This window comes from Cupriavidus sp. 05T41, assembly GCF_056396525.1.
In genome coordinates, this window is sequence record NZ_JBFTLQ010000019.1 from 51,414 (window position 1) to 71,020 (window position 19,607).

Annotated in this window: 21 protein-coding genes; 9 read left to right on the forward strand and 12 right to left on the reverse strand. The window is 69.0% G+C overall.

Annotation, left to right across the window (positions count from 1 at the left end; genetic code table 11):
• Window positions 1-15 precede the first annotated feature (15 nt).
• Window positions 16-1,014 carry an O-fucosyltransferase family protein gene (locus AC1DKV_RS13840; RefSeq protein ID WP_441616619.1) on the reverse strand — a complete coding sequence of 333 codons (999 nt, stop codon included), beginning with the start codon at window positions 1,012-1,014 and terminating at the stop codon, window positions 16-18.
• 338 nt (window positions 1,015-1,352) lie between these two features.
• On the opposite strand from AC1DKV_RS13840, the gene AC1DKV_RS13845 reads away from it, so the two are divergent.
• Window positions 1,353-2,129, forward strand: coding sequence for a helix-turn-helix transcriptional regulator (locus tag AC1DKV_RS13845; protein WP_441616621.1), 777 nt, complete (start codon window positions 1,353-1,355; stop codon window positions 2,127-2,129).
• On the opposite strand, the gene AC1DKV_RS13850 is transcribed toward AC1DKV_RS13845, so the two are convergent.
• Genes AC1DKV_RS13850 through AC1DKV_RS13860 form a run of 3 tightly spaced genes read right to left on the reverse strand, consistent with a single transcriptional unit; the run spans window position 2,087 to window position 4,492 of the window.
• Entirely contained in the window at window positions 2,087-2,605 is a 519-nt protein-coding gene (locus tag AC1DKV_RS13850) for a RidA family protein (RefSeq protein WP_441616623.1), read from the reverse strand. The genes AC1DKV_RS13845 and AC1DKV_RS13850 overlap by 43 nt on opposite strands.
• A complete protein-coding gene (locus tag AC1DKV_RS13855) occupies window positions 2,602-3,489 on the reverse strand; it encodes a PhzF family phenazine biosynthesis protein (RefSeq protein ID WP_441616830.1) in 888 nt (295 codons plus the stop codon). The genes AC1DKV_RS13850 and AC1DKV_RS13855 overlap by 4 nt, the downstream gene beginning before the upstream one ends.
• A gap of 40 nt (window positions 3,490-3,529) precedes the next feature.
• The gene (locus AC1DKV_RS13860; protein WP_441616625.1) at window positions 3,530-4,492 is read right to left on the reverse strand and encodes a Bug family tripartite tricarboxylate transporter substrate binding protein; all 963 of its coding nucleotides are present in this window, start codon (window positions 4,490-4,492) and stop codon (window positions 3,530-3,532) included.
• 412 nt (window positions 4,493-4,904) lie between these two features.
• Here AC1DKV_RS13860 and AC1DKV_RS13865 point away from each other — a divergent pair, with 412 nt between their 5' ends.
• On the forward strand, window positions 4,905-5,816 hold the full coding sequence (locus tag AC1DKV_RS13865) for an oxidoreductase (protein ID WP_441649925.1): 912 nt from the start codon (window positions 4,905-4,907) through the stop codon (window positions 5,814-5,816).
• A 45-nt stretch (window positions 5,817-5,861) separates the two neighbouring features.
• Here the strand turns inward: AC1DKV_RS13865 and gcvA are convergent, their stop codons facing one another.
• Window positions 5,862-6,764: a transcriptional regulator GcvA gene (gene gcvA / locus AC1DKV_RS13870; RefSeq protein WP_441616629.1), complete on the reverse strand. Its 903-nt coding sequence runs from the start codon at window positions 6,762-6,764 to the stop codon at window positions 5,862-5,864.
• A gap of 200 nt (window positions 6,765-6,964) precedes the next feature.
• Between gcvA and AC1DKV_RS13875 the strand changes: the two genes are divergently transcribed.
• From AC1DKV_RS13875 to AC1DKV_RS13900, 6 genes are read left to right on the forward strand one after another with little or no spacing between them, the layout of a single operon-like run.
• Window positions 6,965-7,330 (forward strand): Zn-ribbon domain-containing OB-fold protein, encoded by a 366-nt coding sequence (locus tag AC1DKV_RS13875; protein ID WP_441616631.1) that lies wholly within the window; start codon window positions 6,965-6,967, stop codon window positions 7,328-7,330.
• The gene (locus tag AC1DKV_RS13880) at window positions 7,327-8,472 is read left to right on the forward strand and encodes a thiolase family protein (RefSeq protein ID WP_441616633.1); all 1,146 of its coding nucleotides are present in this window, start codon (window positions 7,327-7,329) and stop codon (window positions 8,470-8,472) included. The genes AC1DKV_RS13875 and AC1DKV_RS13880 overlap by 4 nt, the downstream gene beginning before the upstream one ends.
• A 1-nt stretch (window position 8,473) precedes the next feature.
• Complete coding sequence (locus AC1DKV_RS13885; RefSeq protein WP_441616635.1) at window positions 8,474-9,235, forward strand: SDR family NAD(P)-dependent oxidoreductase; 762 nt, start codon at window positions 8,474-8,476, stop codon at window positions 9,233-9,235.
• Between the two features lie 13 nt (window positions 9,236-9,248).
• Window positions 9,249-10,052, forward strand: a complete 804-nt coding sequence (locus tag AC1DKV_RS13890) for an enoyl-CoA hydratase/isomerase family protein (RefSeq protein ID WP_441616637.1) — start codon at window positions 9,249-9,251, stop codon at window positions 10,050-10,052.
• Between the two features lie 60 nt (window positions 10,053-10,112).
• Complete coding sequence (locus tag AC1DKV_RS13895) at window positions 10,113-11,108, forward strand: tripartite tricarboxylate transporter substrate binding protein (protein WP_441616639.1); 996 nt, start codon at window positions 10,113-10,115, stop codon at window positions 11,106-11,108.
• 14 nt (window positions 11,109-11,122) lie between these two features.
• Entirely contained in the window at window positions 11,123-12,322 is a 1,200-nt protein-coding gene (locus AC1DKV_RS13900) for a CaiB/BaiF CoA transferase family protein (RefSeq protein ID WP_441616641.1), read from the forward strand.
• 24 nt (window positions 12,323-12,346) lie between these two features.
• Here AC1DKV_RS13900 and AC1DKV_RS13905 read toward each other — a convergent pair whose 3' ends face one another.
• The 7 genes from AC1DKV_RS13905 to AC1DKV_RS13935 all read right to left on the reverse strand — a co-directional run bounded on the left by AC1DKV_RS13905 (window position 12,347) and on the right by AC1DKV_RS13935 (window position 18,445).
• Entirely contained in the window at window positions 12,347-13,015 is a 669-nt protein-coding gene (locus AC1DKV_RS13905; protein ID WP_441616643.1) for a glutathione S-transferase family protein, read from the reverse strand.
• A gap of 4 nt (window positions 13,016-13,019) precedes the next feature.
• Window positions 13,020-14,003 carry a Bug family tripartite tricarboxylate transporter substrate binding protein gene (locus AC1DKV_RS13910; RefSeq protein ID WP_441616645.1) on the reverse strand — a complete coding sequence of 328 codons (984 nt, stop codon included), beginning with the start codon at window positions 14,001-14,003 and terminating at the stop codon, window positions 13,020-13,022.
• 63 nt (window positions 14,004-14,066) lie between these two features.
• On the reverse strand, window positions 14,067-15,023 hold the full coding sequence (locus AC1DKV_RS13915; protein WP_441616647.1) for an SMP-30/gluconolactonase/LRE family protein: 957 nt from the start codon (window positions 15,021-15,023) through the stop codon (window positions 14,067-14,069).
• 17 nt (window positions 15,024-15,040) lie between these two features.
• The gene (locus AC1DKV_RS13920; RefSeq protein WP_441616649.1) at window positions 15,041-15,874 is read right to left on the reverse strand and encodes an amidohydrolase family protein; all 834 of its coding nucleotides are present in this window, start codon (window positions 15,872-15,874) and stop codon (window positions 15,041-15,043) included.
• Between the two features lie 84 nt (window positions 15,875-15,958).
• A complete protein-coding gene (locus tag AC1DKV_RS13925; protein ID WP_441616651.1) occupies window positions 15,959-16,969 on the reverse strand; it encodes a Bug family tripartite tricarboxylate transporter substrate binding protein in 1,011 nt (336 codons plus the stop codon).
• A gap of 40 nt (window positions 16,970-17,009) precedes the next feature.
• Window positions 17,010-17,810 carry an SDR family NAD(P)-dependent oxidoreductase gene (locus AC1DKV_RS13930; protein WP_441616653.1) on the reverse strand — a complete coding sequence of 267 codons (801 nt, stop codon included), beginning with the start codon at window positions 17,808-17,810 and terminating at the stop codon, window positions 17,010-17,012.
• A 71-nt stretch (window positions 17,811-17,881) separates the two neighbouring features.
• Window positions 17,882-18,445, reverse strand: a complete 564-nt coding sequence (locus AC1DKV_RS13935) for a carboxymuconolactone decarboxylase family protein (protein WP_441616655.1) — start codon at window positions 18,443-18,445, stop codon at window positions 17,882-17,884.
• A 268-nt stretch (window positions 18,446-18,713) separates the two neighbouring features.
• On the opposite strand from AC1DKV_RS13935, the gene AC1DKV_RS13940 reads away from it, so the two are divergent.
• Window positions 18,714-19,604, forward strand: a complete 891-nt coding sequence (locus tag AC1DKV_RS13940) for a LysR substrate-binding domain-containing protein (RefSeq protein ID WP_441616657.1) — start codon at window positions 18,714-18,716, stop codon at window positions 19,602-19,604.
• The last annotated feature ends 3 nt before the right edge of the window (window positions 19,605-19,607 follow it).

The window sequence follows — 19,607 nt, forward strand, 5'->3', positions numbered from 1 at the left end:
CTCCGCTCGCTACGCCTAGCGTGGCGACAGTGTTTCCGGCGCCGCCGCCCATTTCTCCTGGCCAGCTTGCGCCAGGTCATTCTCAACCCACAGCTGACTATCCGGAAACCAGAACGCATCCGCCCGGGGCGGCGACGCGAGCCGCACCGGCAGCGACGGATTGAAGATCTTCGACCAGGCAGACAAGTAAGACGGCGTTTTCACCAGGAAGCCGCACCTGGACAGCAGCAGGCAGGAGACCAGCGCTTCACGGCCGATCTCCAGGCCCGAATAGCCACCGAAATGGATCGGCATGCTGCCGTTGGCGAGCAGTCTCGAGGGTGCCACGCCGACCGGCCTGTCGAACGGCCAGGCGACGAAGAAGTCGAGAAACGCCCTTTCATCGCTGGAGACGAAGATGCTGGTCAGGCGGGGATTCTCCGACAAGGTTGACTCGACGACCTTGCAGAACGCTTCCCAGGAGATCGACTCTGCCTCGTGCCGTTTGTCGGTGCCCCTGTAATGCACGCCGAGTGTCGACCCGCCGATGCCGAGCGCCTCGCAGAGCGCATCGACCTCTTCGACGATATGCGCGGCGGGCCGGTAGTGCGCGTAGAACAGCGCGCTGGCACTCTTGAGTTCGAGCTTGGACTCGTAGCGCTCGCGGAATCCCAGTTGAACCAGGTCGTGGACGATCGAGGTCCGCACCTTTCGTGACGACGGTGCTTGCGACGGGCGCTGCACGGATTCGAAGAAGGTCGAGAACCAGTCTGTCCTGCCTTCGGGATCGCCGTAGATGCGGCCGCGCGCGGAGATGCAGGGAACCAGCCCTTTCTCCTCGCAATACATCAGGATGAAAAGGACCATCTGCAGCACGGAGAAGAACCCGGAATTCTCGTGGATGTCGATGGCGAACACCCCACGGTTCAGCCGTTGCTTCGCATGCAGGGATATGCGGCTCAGCGTGGCCACGGAATGCTTGAACCGCTCACTGCGCCGGAGCTGTCTCGCCCGGTCCATCACCTTTCGCAACATGCCCTGCTCCTGTTCGGGGGTCGCATCGCGGGATTGAGCGTCCGCGCGGCATCCTTGCGCGGCGGCGCGCCATGCGCAGCACATGGCAGCGTACAAGGAAGAGTCGCTTCGATTTGTGGGACGCCGCACAGATACGTCTGTGCGCTGGCAGGCGCGCGTGAAGTGAGTCTATCGCGCAACGGCCGGGTGAGCGCGGCAAGCGAGAAAATGCCTGGCGCACGGCGCGTTTCTTGCGAGCACCAGTGCGGTGCATTGCGCGGCGAACAGGTCACCCGGTCCCGGCCGGCGTATCATGTCCGGCAGAGCCCCGGCCCATCCCCGGCGGTGACTTCTACGCCATGGCCTCACCCATCCATTTCTCCCCGAAGCTGCATCTGGTCGCCGAGCATGGCTTTGCCCTGCATGACAGCCGGCAGGCGGATTTCCGCCGCGAGTGGCATACCCATGACTGCGGCATGTTGCTGTGGCCGCGCATGGGGCGGCTGAAGAGCATGTGGGAGGCGCGCGCGGACCGCCCGGACGATGCGCGCGCGGTGTCCACGCGGCTGGTTCGCGGCGATGCCGTGCTGTTGCCGGCGGGAACCACGCACCTGACCGTCGCCGAGGCCGGGCGGCAGCAGCACGGCGAACTCTACCTGGCGCCCGAGCATCTGCGCGCGCTGAGTCATTTCGGCGCGGTGCACCTGGACGCGGCGACCATCGCGATGCTGGAGGCGCTGCTGTCGCCGATGCTCGCGCCGGCCAGCGCGGCGCTGCTGGTGCGGGCGATCGTGGCGCAGCTGATGGCAGGCAGGCCGCTGGCGGTGCCGGCCGAGCCGGCCTCGGTCGCGCTGCGGATGGTGGGGCGCTTTACGGCAGCGCTGGAGCGGGACGCCGCGCTGCCTTCGATCGAAGTGGTGGCCGCGGGCCTGGGCGTATCGATGCGGCAACTGCAGCGTGCCTGCCAGCTGGAACTGGGCGCCAGCCCGGTCGCCGTGCGGCGGCGGGTGCTGGCGGCGCATGCGCGCACGCTGCTGGCGGAGGGCCGGCCGCTAGCCAGGGTGAGCGAGCAGCTGGGCTTTGCCAGCAGTGGTCATCTGACGCGGCTGCTGCGCGGCTCGGACGATGGCGAATGACTGGCTGCCGGCGACAGGCGCGCCTCCAGTTCGATCTCGATCCAGGCCTGGTCGGGCAGGCTCGCCACGCCTACCGCCGTGCGCGCGGGCAGGGCGTGCTCGGGGAAGGCATGGCTGAGGACATCCGATGCCGCGTCCAGCACGGCGGTGTGCCGCGTGAAGTCCGTGCCGCTGCGGATGAATCCGCGCAGGCGCGTGACCTGGACCACGCGCTCCAGCCCTCCGCCACACGCGGCCCTCAGCGCGGCCAGCGCGTTCAGCATGGCGACTTGCGCCGCTTGTCTTGCCGGCTCCACATCGGCGTCTGCCCGGCACATGCCGGCCATGGCCACGCCGTCGCGCCTTGAGGTCTGTCCGCTGATCCCGATCCAGTCTCCGGCTACGTTGAATGGCGCATAGGCACCGCGCGGCTGCGGCGCCGGCGGCAGTACATGGCCCGCAGCGGCTAGTCGTGCTTCCGGCGTCAGTGTTGTCATGCGCTTGCCCATGCCACGTTTCCGCTGAGCCAGCACCCCTGCGGCGCGCCTGTCTCCGACGCGCGCGGCGCGACCAGGATTTCCGACGGCCGGCCCATGCTTTCGCCCTGGCGCACGGACACGGCGGGTGGTTCGCCGCCCGCGGCGCCGAGCGCGCCGGACGCCACCAGATGTCCCCACAGCGCGGCGGCGGCGATGCCGGTGGCCGCGTCTTCCGGATAGCCGGAAGACTTCGGGAACTGGCGGGCGTGTGCCACGGCGTAGCCGCCGGTGGTCTGCGGCAGGGAGGTGAGGACGTACGGATAGAGCCCCGTGGAGCCGATCGCTGCGCACAACGACTCCATTGCCGCGAAATCGGGGCGCAGGGCATGCAGCGTGTCCAGGTCCGGTAGCGCAATGAGGGTCTTGACCCGGCTGGTCGATGCGTTGGTCATGGCGTAGCCGGCCGCTTCGGTAGCAAGCCCGAGGACCGCCGCGACCCGGTGGCGTTCCTGCACGGTCAGCACGCGCGTCTGCACGGGCGGCTGCGAGATCCATACGCGTTGCCCGGCGTCGTCCCACCGCGCATCGACGGCGCCGCTGAGCGTTTCGATGCGCGCGGTCGGGGCCGTCCACTGCTGCCATTGGCGCAAGGCCCACAGCGAGCCGACCGTCGCGTGGCCGCACATTTCCATCTCGTGCTGCGGCACGAAGAAGCGCAGCCGCAGGTCGAAGCCCGGCGCGGTGGCCGGCAGGACGAAGGCGGACTCGTGGCCGTATGCCGCCGCGACCGACTGCATCGCCGCCGAAGTCATGCCGCGGGCGTCGGCCACCAGGGGCACGGGGTTGCCGCCGCCGGCGCTGACGCCATCGCCACTATCGCCGCCGACGAACACGTTGATCATGGCGACTTCGCCCGGTGCGGGTGCGGGGATCCAGGCTGTCTTATTCAATGGTCGCTCCCACGGATTTGGCGATGGCGCCCCAGTACGGAATGTCGTGCACCACCGCTGCCTGCATCTCCGCGGGCGTGCCGGGGCGGGCCGTGACGCCTTTCTCCGCGAGGTCCTTCACGACATCCTTGTCGTTGAGCACCTTGTTCAGCGCGCGGTTCAGGCGCTCGACGATCGCGGCGGGCGTGCCTTTGGGGAAGGCCAGCCCGTACCAGAGTTGTTGCGAGAAGTCCGGGATGCCCTGGCTGGCAAAGGTGGGCACGTTGCCGAGCAACGGCGTGGGCGCGGTGGTGGCAAGCGCGGTCAGCTTGTGCGCCTTGATATACGGCGCAAGCCCCACAGGGTTGTCGAACATGATCTGCACCTGTCCACCCATCAGGTCGGTATAGGCCGGCGCCGCGCCCCGATAGGGGACGTGCGTCATGGGCACATTGGCGAGCTTGCGGAACTGCTCGCCGATCAGGTGCGAGACCGTGCCGACGCCGACCGAGGCGAAGCTGTTCTGGCCCTTGTCGTGGCGCAGCTTCTCGATCAGGTCTCTGGTGCTGCCCGCCTGCAGCGCGCGGTTGACCGCCAGCACATAGGGCGAGGTGCCGATAAAGCCCGCATACGCAAAATCGCTGGCCGGCTGGTAGGGCAGCCTGGGGTAGACGCTGACGCTCACCGCATGCGTGCTGGTGGTGGCAACGCCGATCACATAGCCGTCCGGCGCGGCGCGCGCGACGAAGGTGGAGCCGATCGTGCCGCCGGCCCCGCTGCGGTTGTCGACAACCACCGGCTGCCCGAGTTCGGCCTGCAGTTTCTGCTGCACAGAGCGCACCACGAGATCGGTGCCGCCGCCGGCCGGAAACGGCACGACGAGCGTGACCGGCTTCGACGGCCAGACTTGCGCGCAGGCCGTGCCGCAGGACAGGACAGCGATGAGACAGGCCGAAGCCCGGTAGCGTATTCGCATGCTTGACGCCATGGCGTTCCCCTTTGAATGAACGCCTTCACTGTATTGGCCGGCGTTAGCCACGCCAAACCGGAATGCGACAGGGTTTGAACCAGAATGCGACGGGCGTCGTGCCTTGCACCGGAGCGTGCAGGCGTGGCGGTGCCACAGCTGATTGGCAACTCCCGGCGTCAACAGAATCGCCATTCATCACCCTGGTGCTGGCGGGCGCAAGCATACGCATGCGCGACGGGCTGCGGAACCCACAGGAGATGCCTTGCCGTCCTTCGTTATTGGTAACGATTGGTTGTGAATAAAACAAAAGGATTCCATCTAGTTTGTGAATGGGGTGCGTCCTACCATGAAGACTCCCAAGCCGCAGTGAGCCAGCAACGCAGCGCCACGGCGGATTCCAACCTCAAGGAGATCGATCATGTCCCAGTCCATCACCCAGACCGCCCAGGCTACCCAGACCACCCAGGCAATTCAGACTATCCCGGCCACCGCCAAGGTGTGGTTCATCACCGGCGCGTCGCGCGGTTTCGGCGTGCTGATCGCGCAGGATGCACTGGACCGCGGCGACCGCGTTGTCGCCACCGCGCGCAATCCCGAAGCCATCATCGCCGCGCTGGGCGAGCATCCCAACCTGCTGGCCGCCAGGCTCGATGTCACCAGCGAGGCCGATGCGATCGACGTCGCGAAGCAGGCCGTGGCGCGCTTCGGGCGTATCGATGTGCTGGTGAACAACGCCGGCTATGGCCTGCTCGGCGCGGTGGAGGAGGCCAGCGACGCGGAAGTGCGCCGGCAGTTCGACACCAACGTGTTCGGCGTGCTGAGCGTCACGCGTGCGGTATTGCCCACGATGCGCGCGCAGTCCAGCGGCCACGTGATCAATATCTCGTCGATCGGGGGCTATGTCGCGTACCCGGGCTGGGGCGTGTACGGCGCCACCAAGTTCGCGCTGGAGGGCATCACGGAAGCGCTGCGCGTCGAGCTGGCCCCGCTCGGCATCCACGCTACCGTGGTCGAGCCCGGGTTCTTCCGCACGGATTTCCTGGAGTCCAGCTCGATGGTGCCGACGGCCAGCCGGATCGACGCCTACGAGCAGACGGTGGGCGCCATGCGCACCATGATGGCCGCGGCCAACCACAAGCAACCCGGCGATCCGCGCAAGCTGTCCACGGCGATCCTGCAGCTGGCCGACAGCGCCGAGCCGCCGCTGCGCCTGCCGCTGGGCTCCGATACGGTGGCCAAGATCCGCGAGATCAACCAGTCGGTCGAAGCGGAACTGGCGCAGTGGGAAGAGGTGGCCATGTCCACCGACCACGACGACGTGCGCGGCTGAGTCCGCGGTCGGGATCGCCGCCGGGATCGTGGCCGGGAAGGAAAGCTACGCCTCGCCGCCGGCAAAGGCGGCGAGCAGCCAGTTGCGGAACGCCCTGGCGTGCGCGCTCTGCTTGCGGTGGGCCGGCTGGAGCAGGTAGTAGGTGTAGTCGCCCATGTCCACCGACTGCGCGAAGGGCCTGACCAGCTTGCCGGCCGCCAGGTCGTCTTCCACCAGGAACTGCTGGGCGATGGCCACGCCGTGGCCTTCGAGCGCGGCGGAATAGGCCATGGCCGAACTCTGGTAGGTGAGGCCGGAATGCGCGTCTACCTTGCCCGCGGCGCGCGCCTTCTGCAGCCAGACCTGCCAGTCGTCGGGGCGGGCGATGGAGTGCAGCAGCACGAACGCAGCCAGGTCCGCCGGCTTCTTGAGCTTGCTGGCGGACTTCTCCAGCAGCGCGGGGCTGCAGACCGGCACCAGGATATTGGCCACCAGCCGCTCGCAGTCGACGTCCGGCCAGCGTCCGTCGCCAAGGCGGATGGCGAAGTCCAGGTCTTCCTTGCGGAAGTCCACGGGCTCCAGCGAGGCCGTCAGCAAGACCTCGATCTTCGGGTGCTTGCCGTGAAAGCTCGACAGGCGCGGGATCAGCCAGCGCATGGCGAAGGTGGTGTAGGCGCGCACCTTGAGCTGCTTGCGCTCGCTGGTGCCGCGCACGCGCCGGGTGGCGTCGCGGATCTGCTCCACCACCTTGCTCATGGCCTTGAAGTACTCCGCGCCTTCGCGCGTGAGCGTGATCTCGCGATGCCCGCGGTAGAGCAGCGGCATGCCGAGAAAGCTCTCCAGCGTGCGGATCTGCCGGCTGACGGCGCCGGGGGTCACGCTCAGCTCGCTGGCGGCTTGCGTCATGCTCAGATGGCGGGCCGTGGCTTCGAAGGCGCGGATGGCGTTGAGGGGTGGCAGTCGGTCCATGACGATGGTTGTAAGGAGTGCGGCGCGCTTTGTCAACCGGGGCGCGGACCGATGCGCCCATGGTGCCGCTCGCTTGATAAAAACTCAAGCGAGACGGCCAGAAATCTCGTTTGTCGGCGGCATTGCCATGAACCATCATGAACTCGTCATCCAACGGCCCGGCCAGCGCATCGCGCCAGGGCATACCAGAGGAACTGCAAATGGAAGCAATCCATCAACGCTTGTGGAGCCAATCCGGGGCATCTCTGCTCGCATCGCGCGAACGCGCAACCGGCGAGCTGGTTTTCCCGGCGTTCGCGCCCGCCGCCGTGCTCGCGGCCGGCCATGACGACGTGGACGTCGGCCTGTTCGGCACGCTGTACAGCTTCACGGTGATCCATCCCAACCCCAAGAGCGGGCAGGCGCCGTATGCGGTGGGCTATGTCGATATGCGCGACCAGCCGGTGCGCATCTTCGGACGGGTCAATGGTGCGCTGCCGCCGTCGATCGGCGCGCTTTGCCGCGCCGAGCCGGACCAGGCGCTTGGTTATGTCTTCAGTGCCCGCGCGCAAGGAGAAGCAGCATGAGCAATATCTACATCGCCGGCGTCGCCATGACGGCGTTCGGACGGCACCAGGACACCATGGCACCGGAACTGGCGCACCGCGCCATCCTGGCGGCGCTCGACGATGCCGGTGCTGCGGTGCGGGAGATCGAGGCCATCTATTGCGCCAACGTGTTCGGCGGCATGATCCTCGGCCAGGTGATCGCCCGTGATCTCGGTTTCAGCGGCATCCCGGTCTACAACGTCGAGAACGCCTGCGCCAGCGGTGCCACCGCCGTGCACCTGGCGCGCCATGCCCTGCTGGCCGGGCAGTACCGCAAGGTACTGGTGTTCGGCATCGAGCAGCTCACGCAGCTGGGCGGCGGCACGATTCCGATGCAGCTCAACGATGAAAAGACCAATCTGTATGCCAAGGCCGGGATGGTCCTGCCGGCGGTCTATGCCATGCGCGCCACGCGCTTCCTGCACGAACGCGATGCCGCCCGCGAAGACCTCGCCGCCATCGCCGTCAAGAACCGCCACCACGGCACGCTGAACGAATATGCCCAGCAGCGCAGCGAGACCACGATCGAAGCCGTGCTGGCATCGCGCATGGTGGCGGATCCGCTGACCTTGCTGCAGTGCTGCCCCTCGCAGGTGGACGGCGCGGCGGCCCTGGTGCTGGGCACCGATGTGCCGGCCGGCAACAAGCCCGTGAAGGTGCTTGCTTCGATCGTGCAGTCCGGCATGCGCGAGGAGGCACACGACGACATTCTCGACGCCGAGATCACCGCGCGCGCCGCCCGGCTGGCGTATGAGGCGGCCGGCGTCGCGCCGGAAGATGTGGGCGTGGTCGAGCTGCACGATGCGTTCACCATCGCCGAGCTGATCTATTACGAGGCGCTGGGCCTGGCCCGGCCGGGCCACGCGGTGGACCTGCTGCGTTCTGGCGCCACGCGGCTGGGCGGCAGGGTGCCGGTCAACCCCAGTGGCGGCCTGCTGGCCAAGGGGCACCCGCTCGGCGCCACCGGCGTGGCGCAGATGGTGGAGCTGACCTGGCAACTGCAGGGCAGGGCCGGGGCTCGCCAGGCGGGCATGCCCGTGATCGGGCTGGCGCAGTGCACGGGCGGCGGCATTGCCGGCGTGGATCACGCGGCGTCTTCGGTTCACTTGCTGGGAGTCTGAAATGAGCGACCAATTGGAACAAGGCCACGTGGCGGTGGTGACGGGCGCGGCGCGGGGCATCGGCTTCGGCATCGCCAGCCGGCTGGCCCGGCAGGGCGTGGCGGTGGTGATCCTCGACCGCGACGCGCAGGCGCTGGCCGGCGCGGTGAAGTCGATCCAGGAAGCGGGGCACAAGGCCCACGGCGTGGTGGTCGACCTCACCAACGGCAAGGAAGTCGCCGGCGCGGTGGCGCACGCCGCGGAGTGGGCGGGCCGCATCGACTATCTGGTCAACAACGCCGGTGCCGTGCGCGACAAGCGCTTCCTCAAGATGACCGAGGAGGACTGGGACCTCGTCATCTCGACCAACCTGCGCTCGCAGTTCCTGGCGTGCCAGGCGGTGCTGCCGGGCATGGTGGAGCGCGGCTTCGGGCGCGTCGTGAATATCTCTTCGCGCGCCTGGCTGGGCGGCTTCGGCCAGGCCAACTACTCGGCGGCCAAGGGCGGCGTGGTCAGCCTGACGCGCAGCCTGGCGCTGGAGTTCGCGCGAGAAGGGATCACGGTCAATGCCATCGCGCCGGGCATCGTGGACACGCCGCTGTTCCGCGAGTTCAAGCCCGAAGTGCAGGCGCGCCTGCAGGCATCGGTGCCGGTGCAGCGCATCGGCACGCCGGAGGATATTGCCCATGCGGTGGAGTTCTTCCTCTCGCCGGCTGCCTCGTATATCACCGGCCAGTTGCTTTATGTCTGCGGCGGCCGCAGCCTGGCCAGCCCCAGCGTCTGAGAGGAGTCAAGCCATGAGCGCGAACCTACAGGTCGACGGCAACGTTGCCATCCTCACCATTGCCAGGCCGCAGGCGCTGAACACGCTCGATCTCGCCACGCTGAAGGCGTTGCGCGGGCACCTTGCCGATTTTCGCGACCGCGACGACCTGCGCGTGTGCATCGTGACCGGCGAGGGCGGCAAGGCCTTCTGCGCGGGCGCGGACCTCAAGGGCACGGCCGTGTCTGCCGCCAGCTACCCGGAAGCCATGTTCCGTGAAACCGGCACGGCCGCCGAGCGCGGCCTCTATATCCGCCTGATGGACCTCGCGGGCCTGGATCTCTGGAAGCCGGTGATTGCCGCCGTGAACGGCTACTGCCTGGGCGGCGGGCTGGAGCTGGCGCTGCAATGCGATATCCGCGTGGCATCGAGCACGGCACGCTTCGGCCTGCCCGAGGCGGCGGTGGCCTCGATTCCCGCGGTATCGGGCCTGCACAGGCTGCTGCGGGCCGTGCCGGGCGCGCATGCCATGAAGATGGCGCTGACGGCAAGCCATATCGACGCGCAGCAGGCGCTCGGCATGGGGCTGGTTTCCGACGTGTTCGCGCCGGACGCGCTGATCCCCGGCGCGATGGAGATCGCCAGGCGCATTGCCCGCAACGGCCCGCTTGCGCTACAGGCCATCAAGCGCCTGGCGCGCCAGACGGCGCACCTCAGCGATACCGACGCGCAGCAGCTCACCGAGCTTTACTGGGGCGCGCTGCGGGACACGCAGGACCGCGTGGAGGGCCGTCAGGCGTTTGCCGAGAAGCGGGATCCGCGCTACGCCGGCCGCTGAATCCCGAAGTCCCGCTGCGTTTCAATCACCCAAGACGAAGACAAGCCAGGAGACCACACCATGTACCACCCAACCCTGTCCAAGCGCATCGCCACCGCGATGCTGTCGCTGGCCGGCCTTGCCGGCATGGCCGGCGCCGCGGCCGCGGCGGACGCCGCCAGGTTCCCCTCGCAGACCATCCGCCTGATCGTGCCATTCGCGCCCGGCGGCGGCAACGATATCCTGGCGCGCGCGATCGCGCCGGGCATGTCGAAGCTCCTCGGCCAGCAGGTGATCGTGGACAATCGCCCCGGCGCGGGGGGCAACCTCGGCACCGAGCTGGCGGCGCGCGCCACCGATGGCCACACGCTGGTGCTTGCCTCGAACCAGATCACCATCAACCCGGCCATCGGCAACAAGACGCCGTTCAACGTGGAGCGCGACTTCGCGCCGGTCGGCATGATCGCCTCGGTACCCATCCTTCTGGTGGTCAATCCGAACGAGCCGTACAAGACGCTGCAGGAGTTCCTGCAATACGCCAGGACACACCCGGGCAAGCTCTCCTACAGCACGCCGGGCGTCGGCACGCCCCAGCACCTGGCCGGCGAGCTGTTCACTTTCCTGACCAAGACCGATCTGCTGCACGCGCCGTACAAGGGCACGTCGCCGGCGATCAGCGACGTGGTCGCCGGGCAGGTGCCTACCTCGTTCGCCACCATGGCCTCGGTGCTGACCTTCATCCAGGCAAAGAAGCTGCGCCCGCTCGGCATCGCCGGCAAGCAGCGCGCGCCCGGCCTGCCGGACCTGCCGACCTTCGAGGAAGCGGGGCTGAAGAACTACGATGCCGCGCTCTGGTACTGCATGCTGGCACCGGCCGGCATGCCGCGCGCCAATGTCGACAAGCTCAGCGCGGCGCTGGTGCAGACCGTCAAGAGCCTGCGGGCGGACGGCTCCCTTGCGAAGCAGGGCTTCGAGCCGACGTCGTCGACGCCGGACGAGCTCAAGGCCATCCTGGCCAGGGACGCCACGCGCTGGGCCAACCTGGTCAAAGCCACGGGCCTGAAGGTCGAACTGTAGGCAGGGAGAGCATCATGCTGCGTAAGGCACTGGAGGGGTTGAAGGTGGTCGAGTTCGCGCAGATCGCGGCGGGGCCGCTGTGCGCGATGCTGCTGGCCGACATGGGCGCGAGCGTCACCAAGGTCGAAGGCCCGGACGGCGACCTCGGCCGCCAGCTCGGCCCGGGCTGGATCGGCGAGGACAGCGCCCTGTATCACGGCTTCAACCGCAACAAGCGGGGCATCTGCCTGGACCTGAAGACAGCGGAGGGCCTGGCCGTGGCCAGGCGGCTGGTGGCCCGGGCCGACGTGGTGATCGAGAGCATGCGCCCGGGCGTGATGGCAAGGCTGGGGCTGGCCTACGAGCAGGTGGCCGCGGACAATCCGCGACTGGTCTACTGCTCCGTATCGGCCTACGGCCAGGGCGGCCCGTACGCGCACGAGGCGGGCGTCGACGGCATCCTGCAGGCGGATTCCGGGCTGATGAGCCTGGTCGGCGTGCCCGGGGCCGAGCCGTGCAAGGTGCAGGCGCCGGTGGTGGACATGATGACGGGCTATGTCGCTTGCGTGGGCGTGCTGGCCAAGCTCAACGCCCGCGAGCGCGACGGGCAGGGCGGGCACCTGGACGTCAACCTGCTGAACGCCGCGCTGGCCCTGCAGCAGGCCTCGCTGACCAGTTACCTGGCCGACGGCGTCCTGCCCGAGCGCATCGGCAGCGCCGCGCCGTACTCCGCGCCCAACGAGGCGTTCCAGTGCGCCGACGGCTGGATCATGGTGGCCGCCTACAACGGCAGCCGCTGGCCCACCCTGTGCGGGGTGCTGGGGCTCGCGCACATCGCACAGGAGCCGCGCTTCTCCTCGTCGGCCCGGCGGGTCGAGCACCGCGCCGCCATGAAGGCGGAGCTGGGCGCGGTGTTCCGCACCCGCGCCGCCGCGCACTGGCTGCGGGTCCTGAAGGACGCCGACATCCTGTGCGCGAAAGTCGCCAGCTACGAGGATGCCACCCGCCACCCGCAAGTGCTGGCCAACCGCATGATCGCCAGCATGGAAGGCGGCGCGCATGGCGAGATACGGATGCCGGGATTCCCGATCAACAGTGCCGTCGAGAATGCGTTGCCGCACACGCGTGCGCCGTCGCTCGGGGAACACAATCGCGAGATCCTGGAAGAGCTGGCATTCGGTGCGGATGAGGTGGCGGGCATGGTTGCCGCCGGCGCGCTCTGCGCGGCGCACTGACCTTGCCCCGGACCCGCGCCCGCGCTACCCCTGCGACGGCAGCGTCGCCTGCATCGACTCGCGCCGGCTGAAAGCGTCGAACCACGCGCCGAGCGCGGGCACGCCGGCACGCCATGCCATCTCGGCGAAGCGGAAATCCAGGTATCCCAGCGCGCACGCCACGGCGATCTGGCCGATGGACAGCGGCGCGGCTTGCAGGGCCGCCGCCTCGGCCTGCAACGTGGCGAGCGTGGCGCGCAGCTTGGCATCCCAGGCGCGCATGGTGTCGCCCGACTGCTGCGCCGCCGGGCGGTTGCGCTCATTGCGCCACAGCACCAGCAGGTCGGTGAGGCCGTGGCCGAGCGCGTGCCAGCGCATGGCCTGCAGGCGCGCCTCGCCCGCCGGGGGAAACAGCGAGGGCACGCAGGCCACGCTGTCGAGGTACTCGCAGATCAGCACCGTGTCGAACAGGGCGGCGCCGTCTTCGGTCACCAGCGTGGGGATCTTGCTGAGCGGGTTGATGCGCATCAGCCCGGCGTGGCAGGTGGTCATGGACACCACGGCATCGATGCGGTGGATGGCCTGTGCCAGCCCGAGTTCGTGCGCGGCCACCATGACGCGGCGCACGAAAGGCGAGCGCGGCGACCAGAACAGGTTGAGGCGGCCGGGCAGCGGGGTGGCGGAGGGCGACAGCGACTGGGCATCGGGCTGCATCGGCTTATTCTCCGTGGATATTGCGGTCTTTGATGACGCGGGCCCATTTGGCGGCGTCCGCGCGGATGATGGCGGCGAATTCCGCCGCGCTGCCCGGCGCCGGCACCAGGCCTAGCTGGTCCAGGCTCTTGCGGACCTCCGGCGCGGCCAGCGTGTGGCGCAGCGCTTCATTGATGCGGTTGACCACGGCAGGCGGCGTGCCGGCCGGCGCCATCATGCCGTACCAGTTGCTGGCCTCGACATTGGCGATGCCGAGCTCGGCCAGCGTGGGCACTTCGGGCAGGAAAGGCAGGCGCCGGGGCGCGGCCACGCCGATGGGCCTGAGACGCTTGCTGGTGATGAAGGGCATCAGGCCGGAGGCGTCGCCGAAGAAGGCATCCACCTGGCCGCCGAGGGTGTCGGTGATGGCCGGGGCGGCGCCTTTATAGGCCACGTGCAGGAAGTTGACGCTGGTGGCCGCCTTGAACAGCTCGATCGCCATGTGCGGCATGCTGCCGACGCCGGTGGAGGCGAGGCTGGGCGGCTTGGCGGCCTGCTGCGACTGCTTGACGAAGGCGGCGGCGGTGGCGGCGCTGGCATCGGGCTTGACCACCAGCACCTCGGGCGTGTTGACCACCATCGAGATCGGCGCCAGGTCCTTCTGCGGGTTGTAGGGCAGGTTTGCGTACAGGGCCGGGTTGATGACGATGGCGCCGGCGCTGGTGAGGAACAGCACGGAGCCGTCCGGCGGCGACTTGGCGACAAAGCCGGCGGCGATGGCGCCGTTGGCGCCCGGCCGGTTGTCGATGACCACGGTCTGCTTCAGTTCGGTCTCCAGCTGGCGCGAGATCACGCGCGCCAGGGAGTCGGCCGGGCCGCCCGCGGGGAAGGCCACCACCAGGCGGGTGATGGGTGCGGCCTGCGCGGTGCCGGGCAAGGCCAGCAGCGGCGCGAGCAGGCTCGCCAGCAGTGCGGTGCCGAGCGCGCGGCGTGTGGTGCGTGGTTGCATCTAGGTCTCCTGTCCTGTCGTTCGCATGCGTGGCGCTAGCCGGGGTGTGGGCGCACCAGGCGCTTACCCGCCCGCCGCGCCTTGCGTATTTACGTAAAGCGCGTAGATCGAGGTGCACGACGCCATGAAGAGCCGGTTGCGCTGGCGCCCGCCAAAGCAGAGGTTGGCGCAGCGCTCGGGCAGCGCGATATGGCCGATCGGCTCGCCTTGCGGCGAGAACACGCGCACGCCATCGAGCTCCGGCGTGCCCATGCCCCAGCCGCACCAGAGGTTGCCGTCCACATCCACGCGGAAGCCGTCCGGCGTGCCGGGCCCGGCGTCCACCAGCACCCGGCTGGCGCCGAGCCGGGCGCCGCCGGCCTCCACGTCGAACGCGCGGATACGGCGCGGGCGGGCGCGCGATTCGATCACGTACAGGATGCGTTCATCCGGGGAGAAGGCCAGGCCATTGGGGCCGCTGATGTCGTCGGCCACCACGCTGGCGGCGCCGGTCACGGGGTCGAGCCGGTACAGCCGCTCGGGCAGCTCGGCTTCGGCCTGTTCGCCCTGGTAGTAGCCGGCGATGCCGAAGGGCGGGTCGGTGAACCAGATCGAGCCGTCGGACTTCACCACCACGTCGTTCGGCGAGTTCAGGCGCTTGCCCTCGAAGCGGTCCATCAGCACGGTGATGCTGCCGTCGTACTCGGTGCGCGTGACGCGCCTGCCGCCATGCTCGCAGCTCACCAGCCGGCCCTGGCGATCGCGCGTGTTGCCGTTGGCGTGGCCGGAAGGGGCGCGGAACTCGCTGATGGCGCCGGTGGCTTCCTCCCATTTGAGGATGCGGTTGCCGGGGATGTCGCTCCACAGCAGGTAGCGGCCGTCGCCGAACCATACCGGGCCTTCGGCCCAGCGGCTGCCGCCGGCGATGCGCTCCACCGCGGCCAGCACCAGCCGGTATTTCTCGAAGGCGGGGCTGAGCACCTGCACGGCGGGGTCCGGGTAGCGGATCAGCGGCATTGGAGCGGGGGCAAGGCTGGTCATGGGATCTCCGGGTGGGGTCAGGCGTACAGGCGGGCAGGGTTGCGGACCAGCACGGCATCGGCGCCGGCCGCGCCGCCACAGACGGCGTGGATCCACGCCAGCAGCTGCGCTTCGTCCGGGCGCGCGTAGGCGATATTGGGATGGGGCCAGTCGCTGCCCCAGATGGCGCGCGCGGGTGCGATCTCCAGCAGGCGGCGGGCCACCGGCACGGCGGCGGCGAAGGGCGCCGTGCCGCTGGTGATGCGGTCCGGGCCCGACAGCTTGATCCACACATTGGGCAGCGCCAGCAGCCGCTCCAGCGCGGTGAATTCCGCGTAGTCCACGCCGCGCGCCGCCTCGACGCGCGCCATGTGGTCCACGACCAGCTTGACGCCGTGCGCCTCGAGTGTCTCCAGCGCTCCGGTCACGTCCGTCAGCTGGCCGTGCAGCAGCGCATGCCAGCCATAGGGACGGATGCGATCGAGCATGGCCCGCATGCGGCCCGGATCGATGGCGCCGCCCAGGTGCGACATCAGGCCAAGCCGGATGCCGCGCACGCCGCGCGCATGCATGTCCGCCAGGCGCGCCTCGTCGATCTCGGGATCGATCAGCGCCACGCCGCGGTAGGTGCCGGCGCTGGCATCCAGCGCCGCCAGCAGGGCGCTGTGATCGTCGCCGTAGCAGGCGCCCTGCACCAGCACGCCGTGGACGATGCCGAGCGCCGCGTGCAGCGCGCGCAGCTCGGCGAAGGGTGCCGCGGGCGGGCTGTAGATGGCGTCCGACGGCAGCGGATGCGCATCGTAGGGGCCAAAGATATGGGTGTGGCAATCCCAGGTGCCGCGCGTGGCGGCACCGGCGTCAGGCTGGGTCATGATGGGTCTTGTTCTCCTGGCTGCGAATTGATCGGAGACGGGCGGGGCCGGGCTGTGCCTGGTCCGGGCGCTTGGTCCGGACGCCTAGTCCGAGCTCGCGCCGGTTTCCTTGACCACGCGCGTCCATCGTGCGTACTCGGTCTTGATCAGTTCGCCGTATCTGGCGGCGCTGCCGCCGATGGGCTCGGCGCCCTGGGCATGCAGGGCGGCAATGGTCTCGGGGTCGGCCAGCACCGCCGCGACTTCGCGGTTCAGCCGCGCGGCGATGGCCGCGGGCAGGCCGGCCGGCGCCACGATGCCCTGCCATGTGCCCGAGTCGAAGCCGGGCGTGATGGTCTCCGCCAGTGTGGGCGTGTCGGGCAGGATCGACACGCGGCGGCTGGTGGTGGCGGCAATCGCGCGCAGCTTGCCGTCCTTGATGAAGGGCATGACGGCGTTCAGGCTGCCGGACATCATGAAATCGAGCCGGCCCGAGAGCAGGTCGGGCAGCGCAGCGGCGTTGCCCTTGTATGGGATATGGTTGAACGTGGTGCCGGTCTTCGCGGCGAACAGCACGCTGGTCAGGTGGTCGATGGTGCCGTTGCCGGACGAACCGAAGTTGAGCTTGCCCGGCTGGGCCTTGAGCAGCTTGAGGAAGTCCTGCGGTGTCTTGACCGGCGTGGCGGCATTGACGATCACCACCAGCGGCACCGTGGCGACATAGGCCACCGGCGTGAAGATCTCCGCCGGGTTCAGGCCAGGCTTGTGGAACAGCGCTGGCGAAATGGCGATGGAGGAGCTGTTGTAGAGCAGCGTGTAGCCGTCCGCCGGCGCCTTCGCGACCTGCTCCGAGGCGATATTGCCGCCGGCCCCGGGGCGATTGTCAACCAGCACCTGCTGGCCGAGGCGCTCGCCCAGCTTGCGCGCGATCACGCGCGCGATGATGTCGGTGGGGCCGCCAGGCGAGAAGGCGACCACCATGCGCACGGGCTTGTCCGGGTAGCCCGCGGCGCTGGCCTGCGTGGCCCCCGAAAGCATGCCGGCGGCCACGGCTGCGCCCAGCAGGGCGTTGAGCACGGTGCGGCGGGTGGGGCAAGGACGATTGCGCGATGCCATCTGTGGTTTGTCTCCTGGTTTTCTTGTCGGGTTCGTCCGCTCAGTCGCAGCGCACGCTCATGCCGCCGTCCACCACGAGCTCCGCGCCCGTGACGAAGCGCGCCTCGTCCGAGGCCAGGAACAGCGCGGCGTTGGCCGTATCGCGCCCGTCGCCCATGAAGCCCAGCGGGATGCGCGCCACGCGCTGCGCAAGCAGGGCGTCCACGTCGCCGCCGGCGCGCTGGCCGGCCAGGCGTGCTTCCACCATGGGCGTATGCATCTGCCCGGGGATGACGGTGTTGACGCGGACATTCTGCCTGGCGTACTCCACCGCCACCACGCGCGAGAACTGGATCACCGCGGCCTTGGCCGAGGCATAGCCGACCTGGGCCGCGCCGGTCCAGCGGATGCCCGAGGTGGAGGCGGTATTGACGATGGCGCCGCCGCCCTGCGCCACCATCAGCGGCAGCACCTGCTTGCAGGCCAGGAAGACGCTCTTCAGGTTGAAATCGATCTGCGCATCCCAGCTTTCCTCGCTGAGATCCACCGGGCCGCCGCGGGCGGAGCCGCCCACGTTGTTGACGAGGATGTCCACGCGTCCGAAACGGGCCACGCAGGCCTCGACCATGGCCTGCACCCCGGCGGCGCTGGTCATGTCGCAGGTATGGGGCTCGACCTCGCCCTGCACGGCGCGCACGCGCTCCAGCGTTTCTTCCATGGCCGCCGCGCTCTTGTCCACGGCGAATACCCTGGCGCCCTCTTCGGCGAAGCGCACCGCGACGGCGCGCCCGTTGCCCCATCCGGGGCCGACGCATCCTGCGCCGGTGACGATGACGACCTTGCCCTGCAGTCTCTTCGACATGATCTGTGCTTCCTTGCGTGCTTGCGTGTTCATTGGAGAGGCGGTGCCAGGGATGGCGCGGGGATGTCTATTCAGCCGCCACGGGCGTCGCCGAGTTCCGGCGCCGTGCCTTCGGGCGGCATCACCTCGAAGGCGTTGATCGTCATGGAAATCAGCGTGTAGTAGCCGGCCAGCCCGACCAGGTCGATCACGTTGTCCTGGCCCAGCACGTCCACGGCCTGCTGGTAGAGCGCCGCAGGGATCCTGCGCTCGCGCGTCAGGCTGTGCATCACCGCGATCACCACGGCCTCGTCCTCGCGATCGCACCGCGGCGCCTGGCCGGTGCGGATGGCTTCGACCACCTCGGCGCTGATGCCGGCCTTCAGTGCCAGCGGCTTGTGCGCCCACCATTCGAACTCGGCGCCCCAGAACTGCCCCATCACCAGGATGGCCAGCTCCGACAGGCGCGCCGGCAGCGAAGAGTCATAGCGGCAATACTGGCCCAGCGCCTGCGCGGTCGCGGCCAGCTTGGGGCGGTGCAGCCACACGGCGAGCGGGCCGCGCACCTGCCCGCGCGGGCCGGCGACGATGGTGTCGTGCACGGCGCGTTGCTCTGGGGTCATGTCGGCGGGGGCAAGCGGGGCGAGTCGGGTCATGGCGGCTTTCTTCGGTCGTTGGGCGGAGGTACGGCATGCCGCCACGCTGCCGGTGCGGCGCGCGCGGGAATGGCTTGTCTCCGTATCGTTCTGTTGTGCTGCTGTTCTGTCGCGCACGGATCGCGCCGCTGTGCTGGTCGCAGGTGCGCTGCATTTGCGATGCTGGCTGCATTGTGCGGAGCGGAGCCTGGCATCGTCCAATATATTTTTTGGAACAGACTAATTCCAAATTAGAATTACCGAACCCTGATCCGATGCGAGACGATGCATGGAAATGCGAGACCTGCGAATGTTCCTGGCCCTGGCCGAAGAGCTGCATTTTGGCCGCGCCGCCGAGCGCCTGCGCATTTCGCAGCCACCGCTGACCAAGCACATCCAGCAGCTCGAGGCGCAGCTCGGCGTGATGCTGTTCGACCGCAACAAGCGCAGCGTGCGGCTCACGCCCGCGGGTAGCGCGCTGGTGCAGGAGGCGCGCCGCATTCTCAGCCAGGCCGAGATTGCCATGCAGGTGGTGCGCCGCGCCGAGCATGGCGAGACCGGCACCCTGCGCATCGGCTTTGTGGCAGCCGTGATCTATATCGGCATCGAGAAGCTGTTCGCGCGGCTGGAGCGGGACCTGGCCGGCGTGGAGACCGTGTGGGAGGAGATGGGCTCGTCCGAGCAGGTGGAAGCGCTGCGCCATGACCGCATCGATCTCGGCTTTGCCCAGGTGCAGGCCGGCGCCGGCGAGATGGCCACGCACCTGGTCGCTCGCACGCCGCTGGTAGCCGCGCTGCCCGCCACGCACCGGCTGGCGCAGCGCCGGCGCATCGACCCCGCCGAGCTGGAGGATGAGACCTTCATCGTGATTCCGCGCGAGAGTGCGCCGGGCTACTTCGATCTCATCGTCTCCACCTGCCTGCAATCCGGCTTCAGCCCGAACATCCGGCACTACGTGCGGCACCTGCTTTCGGTGGTGAGCCTGGTGGCGCTGGGGCGGGGCGTTTCGCTGGTGCCGCGCACGCTGGGCCGGGCGGCGCTGCCCGGCGTGGTGCTCAAGCCGCTGGCGGGCACGGCTGCGCAGGCGCAGGCCGAGTATTCGGTGATCTGGCATCCCGGCAACCAGTCGCCGGTGCTGGCGCGGGCGCTGGGCCTGCTCGGCGTGCCGGCGGGCAATTGAGGC